The organism is Saprospiraceae bacterium (assembly GCA_016714025.1).
In the GTDB taxonomy this organism is placed as follows: Bacteria; Bacteroidota; Bacteroidia; order Chitinophagales; family Saprospiraceae; genus Vicinibacter.
Genome location: JADJOB010000002.1, coordinates 560,894 through 582,932, shown reverse-complemented (window position 1 = coordinate 582,932; position 22,039 = coordinate 560,894). Strand labels below are relative to the sequence as shown.

The window sequence follows — 22,039 nt, the reverse complement described above, 5'->3', positions numbered from 1 at the left end:
TACAATTCCCGATCAGTTTCCTCAAATTCAAGTCGATCAATTTGAAGACAGTACCGATTGGAAAGTTCGTTATTACAGCGGAGACTTTTCAGATGATTACGGAATCCGCAATTTAAATTTTAACTATTCCATTAAGAAAAAAGACGGTACCGAATCAGCGCTGCAAACCAAAGCGGTTCAGGCTACTATCAATAAAGCAAGCGGTAGTTTTAATTATGTTTTTGATGCAAGTCAATTTGAATTAGCACCCGGAGAATCTATCCATTATTATTTTGAAGTTTGGGATAATGATGGAATCAATGGCAGCAAATCATCCAGAAGCCAATTTTTAGAATACAAGGAAGCTTCTGACGAAGAGTTGGCACAGAAGGAAGAAATCAACAATGAAGCCATTAAAGATAATTTGGAAGATGCGGTTAAACAATCTAAAAAATTATTAGAAAAATTAGGAGACTACAAAGATAAACTTCGGCAAAAGAAAAGTCTGGATTGGCAAACCAAGAAAGACCTTGAGAAAATGACCGAGCAGCAGAAAAAATTGCAGGAACAATTCGAAGATGCAAAAAAGAAGCTGGAGGAAAATTTAAAGAAACAACGCAATCCGGATGAGAGTTTGCAGGAGAAGCAAGAGCAATTGCAAAAACTGTTTAATGAAACCGGCAACGATGAGATTAAAAAACTCATGGAGCAAATTCAAAATTTAATGAATGAGCTCAATAAGGACCAGGCGATTCAAATGTCTGAACAATTTGAAAAACAAAATACAGATCTGACCAAAGAAATGGATCGACTGCTTCAATTATTTAAACAATTGGAAGTTGAGAAAAATCTGAAAGACCAGATCAATGAATTAAATAAACTTGCTGAAAAGCAAGAGCAATTGGCAGAGAAGACAGAAAAAAAATCTGAAGATCAGGAGTCATTGAAAAACAAACAAGATTCCATCAATAAGAAATTTGATGAACTGGCTAAAAAGCAAGAGGAGATCAAAAAGAAAAACGAGGAATTAAAATCACCTCGTAAACTGGAAGACAAAAAGAACAAACTAAGGATATTAAAAATGATTTGAACGATTCAAAAAATGAATTGAGTAAATCCAATAACAGCGGTGCATCCAAAAAGCAAAAACAAGCTTCAGATAAAATGAAGGAAATGGCCAGTAAAATGGAAGGAGAGATGCAAGAATCAGATCAGGAGCAGGCAGAAGAAGATGCACGCATGTTAAGGCAGTTGCTTGAAAACTTAGTGGGACTGTCTTTTGATCAGGAGCAGGTGACCAATGAAATGGCCAGTTTAAATCCGCAAACACCGCATTACCTGACTTTATTGCAAGATCAGTTTAAGATTAAGGATAATTTTAAAATTGTACAGGATACCCTGGAAGTGCTCAGCCAACGGATTGTAGATATTCAATCCTTTGTAATGGAAAAGATCAGCGAGATCAATGAGAACTTTAAAAAAGGCATCGATTTATTAGAAGAGCGAAGGAGTGGTGAAGCTTCCAACAATCAACGACGGATTATGAAAAATCTGAATGATCTGGCGGTAATGCTCTCTGAATCATTGGATGATAAACAAAAGGAATGCAACAGTTCCTGCGATAAACCCGGAAAGAAAGCATGTAAGAAACCCGGCAATAAAAGTGGCAAAGGTGGTAAGAAAGGCAAAGTCCCATCCGATAAAATAACGGAAGGCCAGAAAAACATGCAGAAAGGGATGCAGGAGCAATTGCAGAAAATGCAAAATGGAAAATCAGGTACTGCACAGGAATTTGCAGAGTTGGCTGCCAAGCAAGCAAAGCTGAAAAAGATGTTGCAAGAACAGGAAGATGAGAAAAAGCAAAGTGGTGGAGGGACCAAGCAGGCCCAGGAAATTTTAGATGAAATGGAGAAAATGGAAAAGCAATTGGTCAACAAGCAGTTGAACAATGACATGCTTCGCAGACAACAGGAAATCACAACCCGATTGCTTGAAGCGGATCGTGCAGAACGCGAGCGTGACTGGGATGAAAAACGAAAATCAGAAACTGGTACGAATATTGTGCGTAAAATGCCAGCAGCCCTTGAAGAATATTTAAAACAAAGGCAGGCTGAAACAGAATGGTTCAAACAAGTTTCACCGGATTTAAAACCTTTTTACAAGAAACTGGTCGAGCAGTATTATCAAAATCTCAAAAAGCAGGGATGATTAAAATTTCTTCTGTACCGGATAACATAGCCAAGATAGAAGAATACCTGGAACAGATATTCAAGGAATATCAATTGGATCATACCTTATACCCAAATGTATTGGTATCCATTACAGAAGCTGTTAATAATGCAATTTTGCACGGAAATCAGTCCGATGCACGTAAGTTTGTTTGTGTAAAAACGACGCGTCAGCGAAAGCACATTTGTTTTCGAATTTCTGATGAAGGCAAGGGATTTGATCCTGCAGCGATTCCGGATCCGACGCTTCCTGAAAATATTGAAACCTGCGGCGGACGAGGCGTTTTCTTAATGCAAAAATTATCGGATCGCGTTGTTTTTTCTGATAATGGGCGTACGGTAGAAATTAAGTTTATCGTTTAAGCAAGCTCGCCAAACAAATTTTACGGAGTAATCCAATTTTATATTAAAACACATCACCAAGGCTGGTAAATGCTGGGTTTACCGACTCATTGTAAAATTTAGTCGTTGTAAATTTTCTTCATTCGTAGATCTGCAGAAGCTTTATACCTTTGTTTGAAGAACGTATGAAAGCTAAGATAGCATTTGAATATCAGGTCGATCCCTTTGAGTTTAATTCCCGAAAAGTTAGGCAGTGGATTGAGAAAACAATTCAGCAGTATGATAAGAAAGCCGATACGATCACAGTCATCTTTTGCAACGATGCATTTCTTTTAGATTTAAATAAGAAATACCTGCAGCATGATTATTATACAGACATCTTAAGTTTTCCATTGAGTGCAGAACCAATTTCAGGTGAATTGTATATCAGCATCGATCGGGTCAAAGACAATGCAAAGAAATTTAAGGAAGATGAAAGTTTAGAATTGTTAAGAGTCATCATTCATGGGATATTGCATTTTATAGGATTTAAAGATAAATCGGATGCAGATAAAACTGCTATGCGAGATGCAGAAAACCAGGCTCTCACATTTTACAAGAATGAATTTTTAAAACAGGATCATTATTTTGATCAAGTCTATGATTTGGTCCGTTTAATCCCAAAAGGTCGTGTATGCAATTATGGAGCCATTGCAAATTATCTTTCATTGGGTTCAGCACGAATGGTAGGTTGGGCGCTGAATCAATTAAAAGGCGATGTTCATGATATCCCGGCACATCGTGTGGTTAATGTGAAGGGTGAATTAAGTGGTCGCCTGATGTTTGGAGAAGCCGGAAAACGTATGGCTCGTTTACTTCGCGCAGAAGGAGTTCCGGTTAAAGAGGATAAGGTGCAGGATTTGGAAAAGTATTTTTGGGACCCGGAGGAATCAATTAAGAATTAAGAATTAAAAATTAAGAATTATGGGAGTGGAGCGGACATCCCGCGTGCTCGCGGGACGGATTATGCGAGCGGAGTGGATTTTCCGCGTTACCGCGGGACGGATTTGGAGGGGGTATTGATAATCCATTTTACGTTTAAATGGATTTTGAAATCAGTTGTTGCCGATCTGCAATTTAGAATTTAGTAAAGCCATTCTGAGATGTTTGGCTAAAATAAATATCCATATATATATAAATATAGCACCTGTAAATACCATCGTATTTACAGGTGACTAAAGGTCTCAAATAAAGAAAACTACTTCTTTTATATCGTTTTTAGTGATAATCATTTTTACGTTACATATTGTATATTATTCTAATACTATGCCAATTTTTTATAAAATCGGATAAATAAATTTTAAAATCTGTGGGAAGCCCAATGTTTACGGGGACTTGAGCTGAGTCGGAGATTTTATTTGGAATTAATAGATAAGCAGGGATTGCATGGTAAAAAGGGGATTCATGGCTCTCTTTTAAAAAAAAGCAAAGTGAAACAATAAAAAGCTACAAAATCTTGTTTTATAGTAACAAAAATGCCTATGGTAGATACGTTTACATCATTTCAATTACTCCGTTTTGTTTATCAAGAATGCAGCGTCACAGAAAATCAAATGCTTGAAGAGTGTTTGATCAATGATTTTGAATTGCAGGAAGAACAACGTTTATTAAGAGAAGCAAAACAGTTTCTCCCAAAGGCGATGTTTAATGCGCATCCTGCCAGTTTACAAAATATATTGGAGTACAGTCGATTTTAGGATTCGACTTTGAGGTTTAAATTTTGGCTTAGTTCCAGTTTCTGTTTACTGGATTTTTAATTTTAGGAACAGTCTGTAAATAAGCCCATAAGCCTTTAATTTCAAAATCTTTTAGGTTGCCCAATGGCAGCATAGGATACCTTAAGGCTTTCCCGTCAGGTCTTTTTCCTTCTTTGAGGGCTTTGTAAAAGTCTTCATAAGTCCAGTTTCCAATTCCTGTTTCAGTATCCATGGTAATATTTGCTGAGAATATTTTCTTTTTATCCAGGTCAATCAGGGTATTGCCTCCACCCATATAACCCAAAGACTTTTCTGGAAATTCAAGATTCATTTTAGCAAAATCAGCAGAATGGCAGGAATAGCATTCGATCTTACCGTGGGCTATGTATTTACCATAATTTACAAGATCATTGGTATCGGGTGCCACGATTGGAGCATTGGGATACGCCAGAGGCTTAAAGACGGTATTTCCTAAAAACTTAGCAAAGAAACTTGGTTGACTTGCAGGATGTACCTGTTCGGATGCTTGTACCTGAGGTCGGTCAGATTTTAAAAAGCAAATAATAGATTCAAGATCGCGGTCAGACAAATGGTTAAACTTGGGCATCCATGGTGGGGCATACCGTCCATCGGCACGTAAACCTGTGCGAAGAAAATGGGCAAGTTCGGAAGCGGTCCATTTTCCAATACCATAAACCGGATGGTTGGTGATATTGGCAATGTATGCCGTACCAAAAGCAGGATCGAGGTCTTTCATAAGTCCACCACTGAGTTTGCCATCGCTGCCCATATGGCAGGAACTGCAGATTAAAGCTGATATACGCGCACCCTCTTCAATTTTTTGTTCTGTTGGGGATAAGGTAAATTCATTAATTTGGGGCGGATCGTAGGTTGGAATTCCTCTGAAATAAATAAACGCGGCAAAAGATACCACGAGCACTATTAAAACCAGCACGATATATAAAACGACTTTCAATACTTTTTTCATAAAAAGAAAAATTTACTTATTAGTTATTACGAAATTAAACAGAAAATGGATTTAACAAAAGAAACTATTATAGAATTAAAGAAATCAAAGGAAATTAGCTTGTTGCGCAAGCATCCATGGGTTTTTTCCGGAGCTATTCATACGAATACAAATGCAATCGAAGATGGACAATTAGTATATGTAGCAGATTCAAACCACAATCGTCTCGGCTTTGGTCATTTTCATCACGGTTCGATTGCAATTAAAATGTTGCATTTTGGAAAGGATGATTATCGGGAAGAATTTTGGGAACAACAATTAAGCAAAGCTTTAAAAACAAGGAAGAATTTATTTTTTCCAAATCAATCGACCAACTGTTATCGATGGGTTCATGGTGAAGGAGATCAATTGCCCGGTTTAATTATTGATGTGTATGATCAAACAATAGTGATACAATGTCATACAATCGGAATGCATAAAATTGTAGATCGTTTGGTGAATTGCATTCCCAAAATTCTTGACAATTCTGAACTATGCATCATTGACAAAAGTGCATCCAGTCTTCCAAAAGAATATGCACGCGGTATCAGCAATAAAATAGTTTATGGAAAGAATCTGGAAATTAAATGTATGGAACATGGATATAAATTTTATATCGATGCACTCGAAGGTCAAAAAACAGGGTTTTTTCTGGATCAACGGGAGAATCGAAAACTCTTAGGAATTTATTCTAAAGACCGAACCATACTCAATGCCTTTTCATACAGTGGTGGATTTAGTATTTATGCATTAGCCGCTGGTGCAAAGGAGGTCCATTCAATTGATATTTCATTCAAAGCTTTGGATATATTAAATCGCAATTTAGAATTAAATGCAATCAATCATGACAAACATGAATCCATGTGTTTGGACGTTATAGATTATCTTGAAAAAATGGATCCCGGTTTGTACGATTTGATCATATTGGATCCACCGGCATTTGCAAAAAACATGAGTAAGCGGCACACTGCCATGAAAGCCTACAAACGAATCAATGCATTGGCAATGAAAAAAATCAAACCTGCAGGAATCCTATTCACCTTTTCTTGTTCGCAAGTTGTCACCGAAGAATTATTTTATCATACCATCGTTTCCGCCGGAATAGAAAGCGGACGAGAGATCCGGGTATTGCATAAATTAAGTCAAGGACCGGATCATCCTGTCAGTTTATTTCATCCTGAAGGATCGTATTTAAAAGGCATGGTGCTGGAAATTAGGTGATATAGTTGATAGGTGATAGTTGTTAGGTGATAGTTGTTAGTTGATAGTGGATAGTTGTTAGTCATTGAGCATTGAACATTGAATATTGAGCATTAATTGATAGTTGATGGGTAATATAGTTGATAGGTGATAGTTGTTAGTTGATAGTTTGTCCTTGTGTGGAATTACTTGTATTTTTTTTAATTTAATGATGGTAGGTTTTTCATTTCTGGTGCATTGTTACTCCAAATCAAGATTTTTAATGTTCAATGAGCAATGCTCAATTCTCAATGTTCAATGAAATATACTACCTGAAATAACTTGGCCCAAAAAAGGGTCAAAATGTCAATCCAATAGTACCATTAGGTAGAGGAGAATTATTAATAAACAGCAGATTCACTCACTAACTGCTTACCCCATCAACTAGCTCCTGGCTCCTCCTATCAACTAACAACTATCCCCTATCAACTATCCCCCATTTATATATAATAATTTTATTTAATTTATAAATAATTGTATATTTGCCCTTAAATAGATATACCCCCAATGAAAAACCTAATTCGCATCCTTTTATACCTTTTATTGGTCTTATTGGTCGTTGCTATAGCGGTCATGATTTACAAGCGCAGTAAAACCCCATCGGACGATATTCCACCGACTTCAGAAATGACGGACAGTCTGTTTATGGATCCACAAAATCAAACTGCAATTACATCAGAAGATAGTATGATTATGGACCTAACCGGTCAATTACCGGAAAAAGTAGGGGCACCTGCAGAATCCAAGCTTTTAGCAGGCAGCACCACAGAAGCCAGTAAAACCCTGAATGGAGCGGTTGATTACAGTCAGCCGGTAGCGGCTGCGGAGCCTTCAGCAGCGGTAAATACCAATCCGAAAGCCCAAAAAGTATCGGAAAAAGTGGAGTCCAAAAAAACGGAGACTGTGTCTGTTCCTAGCAGCAAAACGGCTGTAGTAAAGTCGAATTCAAGTTCAAAATCCAATACAAGTACAGCTAGCAAAGCAAGTCCAAAGGCGGAAACAAAGAAGGCCGCAGAAATGAAAAGTACGAAGGTCAGTGCCACAAGTTCTGCAGGTTTTTACGTGGTTTCCGGTAGCTTTATCGTACCGGCACATGCAGATGAGCAAGTTGTAAAATTGAAGAAAATGGGCTACAAAGGAGCGACGAAAAAAGTCTTTGGCTCCTCAGAATATTATTCCGCTGTAGTCGGTCAATATGCAAGTCGGCAGGAAGCAGATAAAATTGTCAGCAAGTTAAAAGCGAAAGGAGAAAAAGCCTTTTTAAAAGCGAAATAAGCCCCTTTTAAGTATGTGTGGCAGGGGTTCTCTTACCAAAGTGGAATCCGAACTGGAAGAACGCTTTGATGCCGATTTTTATTCGGAAGATTTAGAGCGTTACAATCCATTACCCAGTTTTAATATAGCACCAACACATTGGCATCCTGTAATTACACAAGGAGATAAGCGACATTATAATTATTTGAAATGGGGGCTCATTCCCTTTTGGGCAAAAGACATGAGCATTGGCAGTAAAATGATCAATGCCCGCATTGAGGGATTACTGGAAAAACCCTTTTTCAAATCCGCTTTGGAGAAACGACGCTGTTTGGTACCCATGGATGGATTTTATGAATGGAAAAAAGGAGTCGGAAAAATCAAAACCCCACTGCGCATTCAAACCACCAATCAAGAGGTGTTTTTTATGGCAGGTATATACGACAGTTGGAAAAGTCCGGAAGGAAAAACCATTCCAAGTTTTAGCATTATTACCATGCCTGCTAATGAATTTATGAAACCAATCCATGATCGAATGCCCTGCATCTTATTGCCAGAAGAAGAAAGGCTGTGGTTGGAAGAAGGGATGTCGATTCAAGACAGCTTGCATTTATTAAAACCATATCCCGATGAGTGGATGCGTGCTTATGAAGTTTCTTCGATGGTTAATAATGTGAGGAATAATGATGCCAGTTTGGTGGTACCAATTTAAAACCCGGAAGTCTATTCGTCTAAAATCCTTGCTGGCATAATTGGATTAAGTTTATTAGATTGCATTGATTTAAGGATCTACAATGCAATTAAGTAATATAATTACAATCGGTTTCTTTTTATTCAACTGCATAGTAGCCAACACACAACATACATTTAGTGAACATATTAAATTGCATTGTGACGACAGTGTGATACGAAACAATTTAGGTTATCCGACCTGGAATCCGGCAACAATAATAAAAAAGCCACATTTTGGCTTTGCTGAAATTCGTGAAGATTCATCACTTCGACAAACTTTATATTACAGACCTCCAAAATATTTTCATGGTTTTGATACCTTGATGGTCTTATGCGCAAAAGCAACGCAAATCACCTGTGATACGGGAATTTACATCCTTGATATAATTTGCAATGCAAGCATTGATTCGTTTTTGATTATTAATACGGAATGTGATGTCGTAGATACATTTAAAATCGACTTTCGTTACGAAACGGAACTTTCTGATAAACCGATTCATGGACAAGCCAGCTTGTTGCCGGGTCCGGTAGATGACTTGCTACTGTATCAAGCGGAATCAAAATTTGCAGGGCAAGATTATGTTGTTTTATATTTGAATCAACTCAAATTATATTGGGTATTGATCTATAATGTGACTTGTAAGCAGATTACTGGTGTAGAAAATAATTCGATAGAACACAAAAAATCAAAAGCAATTTTAGTGAATTGTGATTTGTTGAATTGGGAACGTTTTAATTTAGATGCAATAGATAAAGAATACCTGCTCTTTGATGCTTTGGGAAATCAATATAAAGTGGAAAAAGAAATTCAATCTGGTAGAATGCAATTAAAACTGGATCCATTGCCAAATGGCTCTTATTTTCTGGTTTATACAATCAATAAGCAGATGGTGCATCAACGAATTATTTTAGTCAGATAGCCTCAAAATCAATCCAACCCTGGATTCAATAATTATCTAGCTTCATTCAATAAGTTAGCATCATACGATTTGTATTTTGTTATACATTCGCTTTAGAATTTTATTTAACCCTAAAAAGATAAGCTAAAGAATGATCAAATTAAATGAGAACGAAGATTCAGAGACACCAAAATTAACGTGAATAAAAATTCGAAATGATTTGTCTTTGATTTGGAGGTTGAAGAATGGATTGATGTAAGTCTTGTATGAGTTTAGTAGCTTGGTTATTGAAGCGCATTTAAAATTTGTATTGGAATCATTGTCCACTGCTTTGGTTGGTTGTAAAACTTCGACACCGAATTAAAAGGGAATCGCGGGATTTTTTAATTGGAATCAGAAGCCAGTTACATTAAATGAAACCGCCTTCATTGCTGTCAACGAAGGCGGTTCATAATCCCTGTGAAAAATTATCTCATGAAACGTTTACCAAATTTGGTAAATCGGTTTTCGAAAATGTGTTCTCATAATACTATTACGTAAAATGATATTACAATGTTATGATAGAATATTGAATTTTCCAAGTTTGAGATGAAAAATCAGGGTTTACCCTGATTGGGCACTCAGGGTAAACCCTGATTTTTTGTCCGGAATTTGCAAATTATTTACAATTGATCTATTTGTAATAAAATTATTTTACAACAGAAAGAGAGAAGCCCAAAAATTAGTAGTCAGCAATTAGTGGTCAGTAGTTGAAAAATTCTTGCAAGCTAATAAGCTAATAAGCTAATAAGCGAATAAGCTAACAAGCTAATAAGCTTGCAAAATGTACAAACCAAAATCAATAGTTAAAAAATGTTTAGTCGTTCATCCCATCAGCCATTCAGCCCTTCAGCCCCAAAATCAGTAGTCAGCAATAAGTAGTCAGTGGTCAAAAATGTACAAACCAAAATCAATAGTTAAAAAATGTTTAGTCGTTCATCCCATCAGCCATTCAGCCCTTCAGCCCCAAAATCAGTAGTCAGCAATAAGTAGTCAGTGGTCAAAAATGTACAAACCAAAATCAATAGTTAAAAAATGTTCAGCCGTTCAGTCCTTCAGCCGTCCAGCCCTTCAGCCCCAAAATCAGTAGTCAGCAATAAGTAGTCAGTGGTCAAAAATTACAAACCAAAATCAGTTGTTAAAAATGTCCAGCCCTTCAGCCGTCCAGCCCCAAAATCAGTAGTCAGCAATAAGTAGTCAGTGGTCAAAAATGTACAAACCAAAATCAGTTGTTAAAAAATGTCCAGCCCTTCAGCCGTCCAGCCGTCCAGCCGTACTCCCTTCCAATGCCGTTTAAAACATTCCGAAACCAGCTCGATGATATATATTAAATTTGCATCTATATAATAAATTACAATATGTCTAAAGAAAGAGATGAAAAATTAAAAGCCCTTCAATTGACCGTTGACCGTTTGGAGAAAACCTATGGAAAGGGCAGTATTATGAAATTGGGCGATAAGCCGGTTTTGGATGAAATTGACTCCATTTCTACTGGTTCGTTGGGATTGGATATCGCACTTGGAATTGGAGGCCTGCCAAAAGGGCGGGTTGTAGAAATTTATGGACCGGAGAGTTCAGGAAAGACCACATTAGCCATTCACGCGATTGCTGAATCTCAGAAAAAAGGAGGAATTGCCGCATTTATTGATGCAGAGCATGCCTTTGATCGGGCTTATGCCGAAGCATTGGGCGTTAATACCGAAGATTTGTTGATTTCACAGCCTGATAATGGCGAACAAGCACTGGAAATTGCTGAAAATCTGATTCGCTCAGGTGCTATTGATATCATAGTGATCGACTCAGTGGCTGCTTTGGTTCCAAAAAGTGAAATTGAAGGCGAAATGGGAGAATCCAAAATGGGTTTACAGGCCCGTTTGATGTCTCAAGCGATGCGTAAACTTACGGGCACCATCGGAAAAACAGGCTGTTGCTGCATATTTATCAACCAATTGCGTGAGAAAATAGGGGTCATGTTTGGAAATCCGGAAACAACTACCGGGGGAAATGCCTTAAAATTTTATGCATCACTCAGAATGGATATCCGCAGAACCAGTAATGCGATAAAAGATAAGGATGGAAATATTTTAGGGAACCGTGTAAAAGTTAAAGTAGTAAAGAATAAACTGGCGCCACCGTTTAAGACAGCTGAATTTGATATTATGTATGGTCAAGGCATTTCAAAATCTGGTGAAATCGTAGATCTTGGATCAGATTTAGGAGTTATTCAAAAAAGTGGCTCTTGGTTTAGTTATGAAGGGACAAAAATTGCACAGGGCAGAGATTCAGCAAAGCAATTTATTGAAGACAATCCTGAACTTTCTAAAGAAATTGAAGAAAAAATCAAATTGAAATTAGCTACCGGAAAATTAGTAAAGGTTGCAGCTGGAGAAGAAGAAGATAACTAATTACGAATTTTCTATTGCGGATTGCCAATTATAGAAATGAAGCAATAATCCTGGATAATCCAGGGTGCTATTGAGGCTACTAAGCAAACTGCAAAAGCCATGGCTCAAAGACTTCTGTTTGATTCAAAATCAATTGAATTATAATGAATTAATGATTGACATGATTCAGGCATATTTGGTAAATTTATAAATAGTAATAAAACTTAAGGACTGCCTGGTTTAATCGTTTTAATTCCATTAATTTTTTTAAATATTTATTAAATAATTTTGGTGATCTAAATGCAATTCTTATTTTTGTAGTATTATCTGAATCAAAAAAAAAATAGCAGTTTTACTGCTTTATTTTTAATTTCCCATATATATCCGAAATAGCGAGATGAATACATAGTCTCGCTATTCTTATTTTAAATATTAGGGAAGATCAAGATCTTATCATAAGCTATTCAAGAATTAAAATTTTTTTTAAACAACTGCTGAAAATGGCAGCAATCAATGATGTCTTCAATTAATATGAAATTTATTTTTCAAGTAAATTATTATTCATAGAAATGTCATTGAAGCTTTTCATGAACCAGCGTACTTTCAAAATCAATATTTTCTTTAAAATTTGTACTTAATGAAATTTTACTCAGCTCCATGCAAAATGCTGTGGGAAATTTTATCTTTATTGTTCATTTGACTCTCAAACCAAATTATCGAACTAATTGACCAAAGTTTATTTCCAGAATGCATTTAAATTCACCATTAAAAATTAAACACAACTTGTCATGTGTTCAGCAGTAGATTGATAAATTTAGTTTTATGAAAGATAATTTTTCAGAAGTTGCAGCAGATTATTCAAAATACAGGCCGAGCTATCCAATAGAACTGATACGTTTTATCCTGGATCATTGCAAGACTAAGCATACAGCCTGGGATTGTGGAACGGGTAATGGACAAGTTGCAATGGAGTTAGCGCATCATTTTAAAAAAATAATTGCCACAGATATCAGCAGGCAACAATTGGATCAGGCTTTTAAATCAGAAAATATTGAATACCGTTTAGAATCAGCGGAGCAATGTACTATAGAAGATAAAAGCATTGATTTAATAACTGTTGCACAGGCAATTCATTGGTTTGATTTTAATGTGTTTTATAAACAAGTACATCGTGTTTTGAAACCTGGCGGAATTATAGCTGCATGGGCTTATAATAATCCGGTATTAGAAGGGAATCTCAATAATATTATTCTGGAAATTTATGAAGATGCCCTGGGTGCATATTGGGATCCTGAACGACAATACATCACAGATGAGTATACCACCATTCCATTTCCATTTGATGAAATTCAGTGCCCACCCTTTAGCATAGCATACCAATGGACCCGTGAACATTTTACAGGGTATATCAGTACCTGGTCCGCTTTGAAACACTATAGAGCAAAAAACACTACGGATCTATTGCCATGGATAGATGAAAAACTAAAAGCTGAATGGCCAGATCAAACAATTAAATCAATCTATTTTCCATGCCATTTAAGGATGGGAACTGTTAAATTAATTTCCTAAAGCAATCATTTAGTCCTCAAATAGTTTATTTTAAAAATCAATTTTATATATCTGGAATTATTTCAATGCGATTCTATAAACCATTTCTTTACATTAAATTTCAGAAGAAAGGGGAAACTGCGTTTAGATTTTCTTTATTCGTAAGATTTCTGATTTTAGGAATTCGAACTAATTTGCAATTAAACGCTCATTTCACCCAAATAATCTAAGCATTTTTTAAGTTTTGACGTAAATAAGCTTAATTGAATTGATTACAAATTATGTTTTATCTAATACACACGATTTAATAAACTGTTTAAATAATAATTAACAGTTTTCAAATAATAGTTTTAATTGTTCAGAGTAATTGAAATTTAATTATATTATTTTTGCTAGGTAAATTTTTGCAATGAGGAATACTTTGATTTTTTCTTTTATAATATTTATCTCTTTTCAAAATAAGGCACAGCAATTAAGTGATACACTTAAAAAAGTAATGCTGGATGGAATCACGATTGAAGCAACCAGAACTGAATTGGATATCAAACGACTTCCGGGAATTCAAGACAATTTTATTTATTCAGGGAAAAAAAATGAATGGATTGATTTAAACCGCAAGGATTTTTCAGTTTCAGAAAAATACGGTCGTCAGATTTTTGCTAAAATTCCAGGTGTGTTTGTTTATGATATGGACGGAACCGGAAATCAATTGAATGTTTCAACAAGAGGATTGGATCCACACCGTGGTTGGGAATTTAATATTCGCAAAGATGGCATCATGACCAATTCAGATATGTATGGTTATCCTGCCAGTCATTACAATGTACCCATGGAAGCCATAGATCATATTGAATTGGTTAGAGGAACGGGTTCTTTGCAATATGGCGCACAGTTTGGTGGTATGATTAATTATGTAACCAAGCAGCCTAAGAAAGAGGATGCCTTTGCATTTGAATCTATAAATACTGCGGGTTCTTATGGTTTGCTCAGTAGTTTTAATATGCTATCGGGAAATTATTCTAAATGGACTTACAGCGGATGGTTTGTGAAAAAATCTTTGGATGGGTATCGAAAATCTGGAGATTCAAAATACAATGCAGAAGGAATCAATTTAAAGTATCAGGCCACTGAAAACTTTTCAGTTAAGTTAGAATGGACGCATTCAAATTATACAATTCATCTTGCAGGTGCGCTTACTGATGCTCAATTTGAAGAAGATCCCAGACAAGCAACCAGAAACAGAAATTATTATAATCCAAACATTCACGTTCCATCTTTAAGCTTGAATTGGAAGCTTTCTAAAAATACCCATTTTAGTTTTACAAATACCTATCTTTTTGGCCAAAGAAACAGTGTGTTATTTGATAAACCAACCAATATTAAAGACACAATCAATGCACAAACTTTACAATACAACAACCGTCAGGTAGATATCGATGATTTTCATAGTTTTAGCTCAGAAGCCCGATTATTACAGCATTATAAAATAGGAAATACACACAGCAATGTGGTCACAGGTTTTCAATTGATCCGAAATGATTTAAACCGCAGGCAATTGGGGAAAGGCAGTACCGGAAGTGATTTTGACCTCAGTTTAGTTGCACCTGGATGGGGAAGGGATTTACACTTTAAAACAAACAACCTGGCGCTTTTTATTGAAAACAAATGGAATCCTTTAACTGATTTTTCTATCAGTGCAGGAATGCGTTATGAAACCGGTCAAAGTGATTTAAGCGGAAAAATTAATTACTATCCGGATGACCAGCTTCCCAATCAAATTAAGCATTCTTTTCCATTGTTTGGATTGAATGCAGAATATAAATTCAATGAATACAATAATATCTATGCAGGTTGGTCACAAGCTTATCGACCTGTGATTTTAAAAGATATCATACCTGGATCCTTGTATGAAATTTCCGATAAAAATTTGAAAGATGCCCATGGATACAATCTGGAAATGGGTTTCAGAGGGAACTGGAAATTTTTGAAATGGGATCTAAGTGCATTTTTAATTGAGTACGATAACAGATTGGGTACGATTGCCCAAAAGGACAGCGCAGGTAATTTAATAATATTCAGAACCAATATTGGAAACTCTGAAACAAAGGGCATAGAATGTTTTGTTCAAACTGATTTTTATCCAAGTCAAAAATTAGCCATCAGTATTTTTAGTTCAACTTCTTATATGGATGCCCGTTATAAAAAAGCGAGTTTGCGAAATGGAAATGAAAATGTTGATTTAAGTGGCAATAAAGTAGAAAGTGTTCCAGAATGGATCAGTCGCAATGGCTTGAATGTTAAATACAGCAAATGGAGCACATCCATTTTGGGAAGCTTTACCTCCAGTTCCTTTGCAGATGCAATCAATACGGTCAAACCAACAGCAAATGCGGCTTCGGGTTTGGTCCCATCCTATTTTTTATTGGATGTGAATGTTAGCTACTATTTCAATGATCAGATTCGCCTTCAATTGAATTGCAACAATGTTTTGGACAAAGATTACTTTACCAAAAGGCCTCAGTTTTATCCCGGTCCAGGCATTTGGCCGTCTGATGGAAGAACTTTGTCTGCAACAATCGCAATTAAGCTTTAGGAGATTTTCAATACCCATTATTTGCAATTGTTTTTATTTATTATTCTAAAGAAATAGAATTCAATACATTTGATTTCATGTAAATTCGGATTGTTAGTTCAATTTCGTGGTTGAATAAATATTCCAATCCTATCTTTGGAATTCATATGCAGCTATTCACCACAGTAAGGAATCTTCAGGATTCAATTTCTCAGAGTAAGCACAACGGAAAAAAAATTGCCTTTGTACCCACAATGGGCGCATTGCATGCGGGCCATCTGTCTTTGGTCCAAAAAGCCAAGGAACACGCGGATACCGTGGTAGTAAGTATTTTTATTAATCCCAGTCAATTTAACAACCAACAGGATTTAATAAAATATCCCCGAATGCTCGAACAAGATGCATATCTTTTAGAAGCGATCCAATGTGATGTTTTATTTGTTCCAATTGTTTCAGAGGTTTATCCACCCGGCTTAAATCCGGCAATAACTATTGAACTGGGTATTTTGGATGAAGTTCTTGAAGGAGAATTTCGTCCTGGTCATTTTAAAGGGATGTTGGAAGTTGTCTACCGTCTGTTGGATATAGTAAAGCCAGATGTTTTGGTTATGGGGCAAAAAGACTTTCAGCAATTTACTTTAGTGTATCATATGATTGAACAATTAAAGCTTCCAGTCAAATTAATTGTTGGAGAAACACTCAGAGAGCTGGACGGATTGGCAATGAGTTCGCGAAATTTGAGATTGTCAGAAAGTATGCGAAAAATTGCCCCGATTATTTTTACCGTTTTGCAAGAATTAAAGCAACAATTATATATAAAGGATTTAGATCATTTGTTGGCTCAGGAAATAGAAAAATTGACGAATGCAGGCCTACGGATGGAATATTTGCGAATTGTTGATGGAATTAGCCTTCAAAACGTTAAAAATCCTGAAAAACATGCATATATCGTGGCATGTGTTGCCTGTTGGGCTGAAGATGTTCGATTAATCGATAATTTGGTACTAAAAGGTCCCCCGCAATGAACTATTTAGGGTGAATATGGATTTACTCTATAAATACGCTAATTTTGCCCCATGTTACTTCAGTTTTTTAAGTCAAAAATTCACCGAGCAACCGTTACAGAAGCTAATTTAAACTATGTTGGGAGCATCACGATTGATGAAACCTTAATGCAAGCCGCAAATTTGTATGAAGGTGAAAAAGTGCAGATAGTCAATAATAATAATGGCGAACGATTTGAAACCTATGTTATTAAAGGAGAGCCAAATTCAGGAGTGATCTGTTTGAATGGAGCTGCTGCACGTAAAGCGGAAGTTGGGGATATTATCATTGTGATATCTTATGCTTTTATGAGTCCGGAAGAAGCACAACATTTTCATCCGGTATCTATTCATGTAGATGAGAAAAACCGAATAAAGTAATACGGCTTGTCATCTATCATTAAAAAAGTTTTACAGCTAATTGTATTTCTAGGTGTTGGCTTAGGAATTATGTATTTTTTATACCAAAAAAATCAGGAATCCTATTTAGTTTATTGTGAAGCAAACCAGATTTCTTTGTCGGATTGCAGTTTATTAAATAAACTTAAAACAGATTTTAGCACCTTAAATTATTTTTGGATTTGTTTGGTGTTTGTTGGATTTTTTATGACAAATTATTCGCGAACCAAACGCTGGCAAATCCTTTTGAATACCATTGGACACGATGCCAAATTCAGAAATGCCTATCTGAGTATTAATATTGCTTATTTGGCAAATCTGGGATTGCCCCGGATCGGCGAGTTTGTCCGCGCAGTTATTTATGCCAAATATGAAAAATTGGCCTTTGACAAAGTGTTTGGTACCGTAATATTGGATCGGATTGCCGATATGGTTTCTTTTCTATTTTTGGTTTTATTGGCACTCGCTTTGGATACTGCAAGTTTTCAAAATTTTTTTACAAACTATGCACAAGTACCAACTATAAATTTTAATGTTTATTATTTGATTTCGCTCGGAATCCTGTTTGCAGCGATTTATTTTTTCAGAACCATCATAAGGAATTGGGTATTTGTAAAAAAGCTCATTAACATGCTGGCTGGAATCTGGGAAGGCATTGTTTCCATTCGAAATTTAAAAAACAGAAATTTATTTTTATTGCATACCATTCTGATTTGGTTTTGGTTTTATTTCATGTTTGTTTTTGCCTGTAAAGCTTATGGCCCGACATCTGAATTAAGCCTAATTCAAATGCTTGTGGTTTATGTGTTTGGCAGTTTTGGTGTATTTATTCCATCTCCAGGCGGCATGGGAACTTATCATTTTATGGTTATCATCGGGCTTGGATTGTACGGATTGAATCAGGCTGATTCATTTTCTTTTGCAAACATTGCATTTGCGTTTGGACAATTTTTTGCTTTAATCATATTTGGATTTGTATCTTTAATAGCCATCAGTTGGTTTAATAAAACATCCGTTTCAAATGCGCAAACCTGATTCTAAAATATTAAATGAGCCTGCTGTTTTGGAATTAGTTTCAAAATGGAGAAAAGAAGGATTGAAACTCGTATTTACGAATGGTTGTTTTGACATTTTACACGAAGGACATGTTCGCTATTTGAATGAAGCAAGCAATTTAGGAGATCGTTTAATAGTAGGATTGAATGCAGATGCATCGGTGAGCCGATTAAAAGGACCTCATCGACCGATCAATCCCCAACATAGTCGCGCATATGTACTTGCCGGATTGGAATGTGTGTCTGCTGTCATCGTTTTTGAAGAAGATACCCCTTTGAAGTTAATTCAATTAATTGTTCCCGATGTATTGGTGAAAGGAGGAGATTGGGAAGTAAATCAAATTGTTGGATCGGATTTTGTGATACAACAGGGTGGGCAGGTATTCTCTTTACCATTTTACAATGGATTTTCAACAACATCCATTGAAGAAAAAATTAAAAACCAATCCTAATGGCTGTACATGAACTTACCGAGTACTTAGAGAGCATTGCTCCAATCCAATTGCAAGAAGCCTATGACAACAGTGGTTTAATTGTTGGAAACCCTGCCATGGAAATTAAAGGCGTACTGTGCTCATTGGATTGTACGGAAGCGGTGATACAGGAAGCAATTGACTTAAAGTGCAATGTTGTTGTAAGTCATCATCCGATTTTATTTTATGGTCTTAAAAAAATTAATGGATCTCATTATGTTGAAAAGGCCCTTATAAAAGCTATTAAAAATGATATTGCACTGTATGCCATTCACACCAACCTGGATAATGTATTGACCCATGGAGTGAATGAAAAAATTGCCCAGCGCATTGGCTTGAAAAATCTTGAAATACTTAAACCTAAAGACAATCAAACGATGATTGGAAGCGGTGTTTTAGGTGAATTTAAAAAGCCGGTAGGAAGTTATGATTTTTTAGACAGTCTGAAAGTACGCATGCAGTGTCACACAATTCGTCACAGTGCGATTATAAAGCCAATGGTCCAGCGGATTGCAGTTTGTGGTGGTGCGGGTTCGTTTTTAATTCGGGAAGCTATTTCAAAGGGGGCAGACCTCTTTCTTACCGCTGACTTGAAATACCATGAATTTTTTGAATCCAATGATCAGATCATTTTGGCAGATATCGGACATTTTGAAAGTGAGCAATTTACAATTGAACTTTTATACGGGCTAATTTCACAAAAATTCCGTAATTTTGCGACCCATTGTACGAAAATTAATACAAATCCAATCCAATATTATTAATTATGTCTAAAGCAACTGTACCGGCAACAATATCTATTGGCTTGAAATTGAAGCAGTTATACGAGCTTCAACAAATTGATTCTGAAATTGATCAGGTTCATATCGTTAAAGGGGAATTACCTGTGGCTGTAAGTGATTTGGAAGATGAAATCGCTGGTTTGACCACCCGGATCACCAAATTGGAATCTTCAATTGTGGACATGGAGAAAGACCATGTAAACCATAAGACTAACATTAAGCAATTTGAAGAAAACATCAAAAAGTATGAAAAGCAACTAAACGGGGTTAAAAACAACCGTGAATATGATGCTTTGAACAAGGAAATTAATCTGCAACGCCTTGAAATTCAACTATCTGAGAAGAAAATTAAAGAAATTGCAGAGCAGATAAAATTAAAGCAGGCTTCTTTGGAAGGTGTAAAAGAGCGTTTTGTTGGAAAACAAAAGGAAGTGGAAGAAAAACGGGAAGAGCTCAGTAAAATCATTGAAAAAACTGAAAAAGAAGAAGCTACTCTGAGTAAGAAATCTGAAAAATTCAGGAAAGTCATAGAATCCCGTTTGTTGATTGCCTATAATAACATTCGGAAGAGATACCGCAATGGTTTGGCAGTGGTACCCATTAAAAGAAATGCCTGTGGGGGATGTTTTAACCAGGTGCCACCTCAGGTTCAACTTGAAATTGGACTTCGTAAGAAAATCATTGCCTGCGAACATTGTGGACGCGTTTTGGTCGATGACCAGATCATGGAAGTTGAAGGCTAGGAATTTTTATAAGGTATTATGAACCTGAGCAGAATCTGCCGGTTTGCCTTAAGTTACTTTTTCTTATTTATTGGATCGCTTTCTGTTCATTCACAAGCCTATTGTGTATTTAGCCCTAAGGTAAAATCCATTTACCATCAAATTATTTCATTAGAACTTTCAAAAGCAAAAACGCAATTAGATGCGAGTTCAGACAGTTCAGCTAACAAGGCATATTTATTGCTGCGCAGCAGTTTAAATTTTTATCGCTTTTTTATTTTGGAAGAATTGATTGATTCCAAAACATTGAATCTGCAACGGGATCAATTCATAGAATCAGTAAAGAAATCAGAATTGCCTATTCAGTGGCAACGATTTTTAGAATCCGAACTCTTATTGCACAGCGCAATGATGTCGTTTAAATCAGGCGAACAATTTTCAGGGTTTAAAGATTTTTATAGTGCATCCTCGCTCTTGGAAAAAAATATCCAGGAGTTTCCTGATTTTATTTACAGTTATAAATCTTCAGGAATCCTGCATGCTTTATTAGCAGGTATCCCGGATACTTACAAGTGGGCAGCCCGCCTGATCGGTTTGAAAGGACAAATCGTTCAGGGTAAACAAGAATTAGAGAAATTTATAAAATATGCAGAGCAGACTCAGGATCTTTTTTTAGAAGAATCCTATGCAGCGTTTGCATTTATCACAGCCTATCTGGAAAACAAACCAGAAATGGCCTATACCTACTGGGTTAAGAAAATGGGATATGCAGATCCCAATCCCTTATATGCTTATGTTCAATCCAGATTAGCCATTCGATGTGGATATACAGATGCCGCAATTAATATTTTGCAATCCTTACCAATTTATGAACGCGATCAATTTCCTTATTTGCATTATTTACTTGGTTTATGTAAATTGAATAAACTTGATTTTAGTGCAGAAGCAAGTTTTTATCAATACCTTCAAATTTATAAGGGACAAAGTCATCTTAAAGAAAGTTATCAAAAGTTGGCCTGGTGTTCACGCATGCGTGGAAATATTGGAATGTACCGATTGCACATGACAAAATGTTTAAGCCGGGGAACTGTACAATTAGATGAAGATAAGCAAGCCTATTTTGAAGCAAAATCCGGAGTGATCCCCGATTCCATTTTATTGAGAGCCCGATTGCTAACAGATGGTAATTTTCCTGATAAAGCCTTAGAGGTTTTGGTGCCTTACAAAAATACTTATTACCAAAACGATCAATTAAAATTGGAATATGCTTACCGACTGGGTAGAATTTTTCAGTTGCTACAAAACTATAAAGAAGCGATTCATCAATTTGAAGATGCATTGCAATTTGATCCAGGCTATAAATTTTATATGAGTTGCAATGCCTTGTTACAAATTGGAATCATTTATGAGACTCAAAGTAAAAAACAAGAGGCCATACAGTATTATCAAAAAGTATTGGAGACACAACCGGATCAATACCAACGATCCATCCACCAAAAAGCCAAAGCAGGATTGTCACGTTTAAATTAAAGAAAATTCACAAAAACCCCTATTTTTGCAACCCGTTTTGTAACAAATGTTTTACAAAAGACTGATTATTACAGGTT

The 22,039-nt window shown here is 36.1% G+C and carries 20 protein-coding genes; 19 read left to right on the top strand and 1 reads right to left on the bottom strand.

Annotated elements, in window-relative coordinates; all coding sequences use genetic code 11:
• Window positions 1–358: 358 nt before the first annotated feature.
• The 5 genes from IPJ80_05710 (at window position 359) to IPJ80_05690 (ending at window position 4,285) form a co-directional block, all read left to right on the top strand.
• The gene (locus IPJ80_05710) at window positions 359–1,069 is read left to right on the top strand and encodes a hypothetical protein (GenBank protein ID MBK7912978.1); all 711 of its coding nucleotides are present in this window, start codon (window positions 359–361) and stop codon (window positions 1,067–1,069) included.
• On the top strand, window positions 1,066–2,187 hold the full coding sequence (locus IPJ80_05705; GenBank protein ID MBK7912977.1) for a hypothetical protein: 1,122 nt from the start codon (window positions 1,066–1,068) through the stop codon (window positions 2,185–2,187). The genes IPJ80_05710 and IPJ80_05705 overlap by 4 nt, the downstream gene beginning before the upstream one ends.
• The gene (locus tag IPJ80_05700; GenBank protein ID MBK7912976.1) at window positions 2,184–2,570 is read left to right on the top strand and encodes an ATP-binding protein; all 387 of its coding nucleotides are present in this window, start codon (window positions 2,184–2,186) and stop codon (window positions 2,568–2,570) included. Before IPJ80_05705 ends, IPJ80_05700 begins: the two co-directional genes overlap by 4 nt.
• Window positions 2,571–2,734: 164 nt before the next feature.
• On the top strand, window positions 2,735–3,493 hold the full coding sequence (gene ybeY / locus IPJ80_05695; GenBank protein MBK7912975.1) for an rRNA maturation RNase YbeY: 759 nt from the start codon (window positions 2,735–2,737) through the stop codon (window positions 3,491–3,493).
• Window positions 3,494–4,063: 570 nt separating this feature from the next.
• Window positions 4,064–4,285: a hypothetical protein gene (locus tag IPJ80_05690; protein MBK7912974.1), complete on the top strand. Its 222-nt coding sequence runs from the start codon at window positions 4,064–4,066 to the stop codon at window positions 4,283–4,285.
• A gap of 28 nt (window positions 4,286–4,313) precedes the next feature.
• On the opposite strand, the gene IPJ80_05685 is transcribed toward IPJ80_05690, so the two are convergent.
• Window positions 4,314–5,273, bottom strand: a complete 960-nt coding sequence (locus IPJ80_05685; GenBank protein MBK7912973.1) for a c-type cytochrome — start codon at window positions 5,271–5,273, stop codon at window positions 4,314–4,316.
• A gap of 45 nt (window positions 5,274–5,318) precedes the next feature.
• Here IPJ80_05685 and IPJ80_05680 point away from each other — a divergent pair, with 45 nt between their 5' ends.
• From IPJ80_05680 to IPJ80_05615, 14 genes are all read left to right on the top strand, one after another.
• Window positions 5,319–6,512 carry a class I SAM-dependent rRNA methyltransferase gene (locus tag IPJ80_05680; GenBank protein ID MBK7912972.1) on the top strand — a complete coding sequence of 398 codons (1,194 nt, stop codon included), beginning with the start codon at window positions 5,319–5,321 and terminating at the stop codon, window positions 6,510–6,512.
• A 525-nt stretch (window positions 6,513–7,037) separates the two neighbouring features.
• Window positions 7,038–7,805, top strand: a complete 768-nt coding sequence (locus IPJ80_05675) for an SPOR domain-containing protein (protein ID MBK7912971.1) — start codon at window positions 7,038–7,040, stop codon at window positions 7,803–7,805.
• Between the two features lie 13 nt (window positions 7,806–7,818).
• On the top strand, window positions 7,819–8,496 hold the full coding sequence (locus tag IPJ80_05670; GenBank protein MBK7912970.1) for an SOS response-associated peptidase: 678 nt from the start codon (window positions 7,819–7,821) through the stop codon (window positions 8,494–8,496).
• A gap of 82 nt (window positions 8,497–8,578) precedes the next feature.
• Entirely contained in the window at window positions 8,579–9,436 is an 858-nt protein-coding gene (locus IPJ80_05665) for a hypothetical protein (GenBank protein MBK7912969.1), read from the top strand.
• Between the two features lie 1,376 nt (window positions 9,437–10,812).
• Complete coding sequence (gene recA, locus IPJ80_05660) at window positions 10,813–11,859, top strand: recombinase RecA (protein MBK7912968.1); 1,047 nt, start codon at window positions 10,813–10,815, stop codon at window positions 11,857–11,859.
• 801 nt (window positions 11,860–12,660) lie between these two features.
• Window positions 12,661–13,407 carry a class I SAM-dependent methyltransferase gene (locus IPJ80_05655; GenBank protein ID MBK7912967.1) on the top strand — a complete coding sequence of 249 codons (747 nt, stop codon included), beginning with the start codon at window positions 12,661–12,663 and terminating at the stop codon, window positions 13,405–13,407.
• Between the two features lie 388 nt (window positions 13,408–13,795).
• Complete coding sequence (locus IPJ80_05650) at window positions 13,796–15,979, top strand: TonB-dependent receptor (protein ID MBK7912966.1); 2,184 nt, start codon at window positions 13,796–13,798, stop codon at window positions 15,977–15,979.
• A 146-nt stretch (window positions 15,980–16,125) separates the two neighbouring features.
• The gene (locus IPJ80_05645) at window positions 16,126–16,983 is read left to right on the top strand and encodes a pantoate--beta-alanine ligase (protein ID MBK7912965.1); all 858 of its coding nucleotides are present in this window, start codon (window positions 16,126–16,128) and stop codon (window positions 16,981–16,983) included.
• A gap of 51 nt (window positions 16,984–17,034) precedes the next feature.
• A complete protein-coding gene (locus IPJ80_05640; protein ID MBK7912964.1) occupies window positions 17,035–17,382 on the top strand; it encodes an aspartate 1-decarboxylase in 348 nt (115 codons plus the stop codon).
• Between the two features lie 6 nt (window positions 17,383–17,388).
• Window positions 17,389–18,435 (top strand): flippase-like domain-containing protein, encoded by a 1,047-nt coding sequence (locus IPJ80_05635; GenBank protein MBK7912963.1) that lies wholly within the window; start codon window positions 17,389–17,391, stop codon window positions 18,433–18,435.
• A complete protein-coding gene (gene rfaE2 / locus IPJ80_05630; GenBank protein MBK7912962.1) occupies window positions 18,422–18,907 on the top strand; it encodes a D-glycero-beta-D-manno-heptose 1-phosphate adenylyltransferase in 486 nt (161 codons plus the stop codon). Before IPJ80_05635 ends, rfaE2 begins: the two co-directional genes overlap by 14 nt.
• A complete protein-coding gene (locus IPJ80_05625; protein MBK7912961.1) occupies window positions 18,907–19,692 on the top strand; it encodes a Nif3-like dinuclear metal center hexameric protein in 786 nt (261 codons plus the stop codon). Before rfaE2 ends, IPJ80_05625 begins: the two co-directional genes overlap by 1 nt.
• A 2-nt stretch (window positions 19,693–19,694) precedes the next feature.
• On the top strand, window positions 19,695–20,453 hold the full coding sequence (locus tag IPJ80_05620; protein MBK7912960.1) for a hypothetical protein: 759 nt from the start codon (window positions 19,695–19,697) through the stop codon (window positions 20,451–20,453).
• Between the two features lie 18 nt (window positions 20,454–20,471).
• Window positions 20,472–21,962, top strand: a complete 1,491-nt coding sequence (locus IPJ80_05615) for a tetratricopeptide repeat protein (GenBank protein ID MBK7912959.1) — start codon at window positions 20,472–20,474, stop codon at window positions 21,960–21,962.
• The last annotated feature ends 77 nt before the right edge of the window (window positions 21,963–22,039 follow it).

Bases quoted from the DNA above. Each gene is read 5' to 3' on its own strand.
- IPJ80_05700 (MBK7912976.1), top strand. From the start codon at position 2,184: ATGATTAAAATTTCTTCTGTACCGGATAACATAGCCAAGATAGAAGAA.
- ybeY (MBK7912975.1), top strand. From the start codon at position 2,735: ATGAAAGCTAAGATAGCATTTGAATATCAGGTCGATCCCTTTGAGTTT.
- IPJ80_05690 (MBK7912974.1), top strand. From the start codon at position 4,064: ATGCCTATGGTAGATACGTTTACATCATTTCAATTACTCCGTTTTGTT.
- IPJ80_05685 (MBK7912973.1), bottom strand. From the start codon at position 5,273: ATGAAAAAAGTATTGAAAGTCGTTTTATATATCGTGCTGGTTTTAATA.
- IPJ80_05680 (MBK7912972.1), top strand. From the start codon at position 5,319: ATGGATTTAACAAAAGAAACTATTATAGAATTAAAGAAATCAAAGGAA.
- IPJ80_05675 (MBK7912971.1), top strand. From the start codon at position 7,038: ATGAAAAACCTAATTCGCATCCTTTTATACCTTTTATTGGTCTTATTG.
- IPJ80_05670 (MBK7912970.1), top strand. From the start codon at position 7,819: ATGTGTGGCAGGGGTTCTCTTACCAAAGTGGAATCCGAACTGGAAGAA.
- IPJ80_05665 (MBK7912969.1), top strand. From the start codon at position 8,579: ATGCAATTAAGTAATATAATTACAATCGGTTTCTTTTTATTCAACTGC.
- recA (MBK7912968.1), top strand. From the start codon at position 10,813: ATGTCTAAAGAAAGAGATGAAAAATTAAAAGCCCTTCAATTGACCGTT.
- IPJ80_05655 (MBK7912967.1), top strand. From the start codon at position 12,661: ATGAAAGATAATTTTTCAGAAGTTGCAGCAGATTATTCAAAATACAGG.
- IPJ80_05650 (MBK7912966.1), top strand. From the start codon at position 13,796: ATGAGGAATACTTTGATTTTTTCTTTTATAATATTTATCTCTTTTCAA.
- IPJ80_05645 (MBK7912965.1), top strand. From the start codon at position 16,126: ATGCAGCTATTCACCACAGTAAGGAATCTTCAGGATTCAATTTCTCAG.
- IPJ80_05640 (MBK7912964.1), top strand. From the start codon at position 17,035: ATGTTACTTCAGTTTTTTAAGTCAAAAATTCACCGAGCAACCGTTACA.
- rfaE2 (MBK7912962.1), top strand. From the start codon at position 18,422: ATGCGCAAACCTGATTCTAAAATATTAAATGAGCCTGCTGTTTTGGAA.
- IPJ80_05625 (MBK7912961.1), top strand. From the start codon at position 18,907: ATGGCTGTACATGAACTTACCGAGTACTTAGAGAGCATTGCTCCAATC.
- IPJ80_05620 (MBK7912960.1), top strand. From the start codon at position 19,695: ATGTCTAAAGCAACTGTACCGGCAACAATATCTATTGGCTTGAAATTG.
- IPJ80_05615 (MBK7912959.1), top strand. From the start codon at position 20,472: ATGAACCTGAGCAGAATCTGCCGGTTTGCCTTAAGTTACTTTTTCTTA.